At 63.8% G+C, this 2,857-nt stretch carries 3 protein-coding genes; all 3 read left to right on the plus strand.

All coding sequences use genetic code 11. From position 1 onward, the window contains the following. Window positions 1-704: ABC transporter ATP-binding protein (locus GHO25_RS25325; RefSeq protein WP_153393295.1), on the plus strand; the 704-nt coding region annotated here is incomplete at its 5' end. After that, window positions 701-1,924, plus strand: a complete 1,224-nt coding sequence (locus tag GHO25_RS25330) for an LLM class flavin-dependent oxidoreductase (RefSeq protein WP_256677332.1) — start codon at window positions 701-703, stop codon at window positions 1,922-1,924. The genes GHO25_RS25325 and GHO25_RS25330, both read left to right, overlap by 4 nt. Next, window positions 1,911-2,759, plus strand: a complete 849-nt coding sequence (locus GHO25_RS25335; RefSeq protein ID WP_178110239.1) for an alpha/beta hydrolase — start codon at window positions 1,911-1,913, stop codon at window positions 2,757-2,759. The genes GHO25_RS25330 and GHO25_RS25335 overlap by 14 nt, the downstream gene beginning before the upstream one ends. Window positions 2,760-2,857 lie beyond the last annotated feature (98 nt).

Raw genomic sequence — 2,857 nt, forward strand, 5'->3', positions numbered from 1 at the left:
ACCTGCAACTGGCCGAAGGCGAAACCCTGGGCATCGTCGGTGAATCCGGCTCGGGCAAATCGACCTTGGGCCGCTGCCTCGTGCGTTTATTGCGCAGCGATGGCGGCAGCTTGCACTGGCACGGGCGTGACGTCACCGACCTGCCTGAAGCGCGGTTGCGCGGGCAGCGTGGCGAGGTGCAAATGATCTTTCAGGACCCGTTTGCCTCGCTCAACCCGCGCCAGCGCATCGGCACGCAACTGATGACCGGGCCGCTGGCCCAAGGTCGCAGCCCGGCGCAGGCGGCAGAAAAAGCACGAGAAGTGCTGGGCCTGGTGGGCCTGCCAGAAACCGCGCTGGAGCGTTATCCCCATGAGTTTTCCGGCGGCCAGCGCCAACGTATTGGCATCGCCCGGGCCTTGGCGGTGGAGCCCAAAGTGCTGATCGCAGACGAATGCGTGTCGGCACTCGATGCGCTGATTCAGGTGCAAATTCTTGAATTGCTTGAGGACCTGCAACGGCGGTTGAAGCTGAGTATTGTCTTCATCACCCACGACCTGCGCGTGGCGGCGCGCTTGAGTGACCGCATCGCCGTGATGCAGGCCGGGCAAGTGGTGGAGCAGGGCGCGACCGCCGCGCTGCTCGGCCAACCGAATCACCCTTACACCCGCAGGCTGCTGCAAGATTTTGCGCTGCATACCCCGGTGCTGGAGGCCACACCATGAGCCCACGGATGATGAGCTTCAACGCGTTTTTGATGGCCACCGGGCACCATATCGCGGGCTGGCGCCACCCCGAGGCGCAGGCCGATGGCGGCCTGAACTTCGCCCACTATCAGCAACTGGCCCGCACTGCCGAGCGCGGCTGTTTCGATGCGCTGTTCCTCTCCGACACCTTGGCCATGTTGCCGGGCAGCGTTGAGGCGCTGAGTCGCATGTCGCGCACAGAGCACTTCGAGCCGCTGACGTTATTGGCGGGGTTGGCCGCCGTCACCGAGCGCATTGGCCTGGTGGCGACGGTGACCACCTCTTACAACGCGGTTGAGTCGCTGGCCCGGTCCTTTACTTCTCTTGAAGCCCTCAGCGGGCAGCGCAGCGGCTGGAACCTGGTGACCTCCAGCAATGCCAACGAAGCTTTCAACTTCGGGCGCGACGGCCACTTTGAACACGCCCGACGTTATGAACGGGCCCACCGCTTTTTGGCCGAGGTGCAGCAACGCTGGGCCAGCGCCGGTGTAGCGCCGGTGCAAGTGCTGGCCGGTGCCTCACGGGAAGGCTGCGAGCTGGCAGCGGCCCATGCCGAAGTGGTGTTCACCGCACAACCTGAGCTGGCGGGCGCCCAGCGTTTTTACCGTGACCTCAAGGCTTTGTTGCCCAAATACGGGCGTAGCGCCGAGCAGGTCAAAATCATGCCGGGGGTGATGCCCATCGTCGCTGACACGGCGGACGAAGCGCAGGCCTTGTTTGATCAGTTGCAAGGGTGGGTGCAGCCCGAAGTCGGTCTGTCGCTACTCGCGGACATTGCCGGTGGCACCGACCTGTCGACCTTCGCGCTGGATGGACCGCTGCCTGAACTGCCCGCTACCGAGTCGGGGGTCAGCCGTCGTGACTTGCTGATCCGCGTGGCCCGAGCAGAAGGCTTGAGCATTCGCCAGCTTTACTTACGCATGGCAGCGGCACGCGGGCATCTGGTGCTGGTGGGCGATGCCCGGCACGTGGCCGACACATTGGAGCAATGGTTTGTCGAAGGCGCCGCCGATGGCTTTAACGTGATGCCGCCGTATTTGCCCGGTTCGCTGGATGCGTTTGTCGACAAGGTGGTGCCCGAGTTGCAGCGCCGTGGATTGTTCCGCCGCGCTTATCAGGGCCGCACCTTGCGTGATCATCTTGGCCTGCCCCGTCCCGATTATTTTGCTGCTCAGGAGGCCAAAAGTGCCCAAGGCTGACCCCAACCGATTCGCCCACCTGCCGCTGGTGCGTGGCCAACTGATTGAAGTGCGCCCTGGACGACGGCTGAGCGTGGCCGTGCATCAGGGCAACCGCGACACCGTGGTGTTTTTGGGCCATGGCAGCGGCGGCAACAAAGACCAGTGGCGCGAGCTATGGCGCAACTTGAGCGAGCAGGGCTACACCTTGGTGGCCTGGGACCTGCTCGGCCATGGCGACAGCGACAAACCGCGTGACGCCAGCGCCTACGCCTGGGACGAACTGGTGGCCGACAATCTGGAGGTGCTCAAGCGCTATGCTGGGCCGCGCAACCTGTACGTGGCGCACTCCTACGGCACCGGCTTGGCCATGAGCACTTTGCTCGCATTGCCGCGCCAGCAACCGGCGCTGAGCATCGACGGCGCGTTGCTGCTGGGCAGCGTCTTGCATCGCCCGGTGGGGAAGGGTGGGTTGTTGAGTTTGCCGAACTGGCTGCTGACGTTATTGCGGCCGATCTTGGCCAAAGACTTTCGCGCCCGCGCCTGGCACCCCGAGGCTGATCCTGCGTTGGTCGACTACGAGGACGGCCTGGCCCAGCGCAACCGCCTGGACGTGTTCAAAGCCCTGATGAACAACGCCCAATGGCCCGACGCTCAAGCCCTGGCCGGGCTGGATGTGCCGGTATACGTGGTGTCTGGCGAAACCGACGGTCTGACCCCCGCCAGCGGCGGCGAAGCCCTTGCCCGGCACCTGCCCAACGCGCACTACCAGGTATTGCCCTGCGGCCATCAACTGATGCTCGAACGCCCGGAGCAAGTGCTGCAAGCCTTCGAGCGTTTAGCGGCTAACTGTTGACCTCTGTAGGAGCGAGCTTGCCTCGCGATCTTTTGATCTAGATCTTGCTTTTGATCTTGATCTAAAAGGCCCCATTAAACCACGCTGGCCGAACGCAG

Origin of the sequence: Pseudomonas sp. FSL R10-1350, from assembly GCF_009600525.1 — a bacterium.
GTDB lineage: Bacteria > Pseudomonadota > Gammaproteobacteria > Pseudomonadales > Pseudomonadaceae > Aquipseudomonas > Aquipseudomonas helleri.

What these genes read in the sequence shown, in the direction of transcription:
- GHO25_RS25330 (WP_256677332.1), top strand. Translation starts at nt 701, where the DNA reads ATGAGCCCACGGATGATGAGCTTCAACGCGTTTTTGATGGCCACCGGG.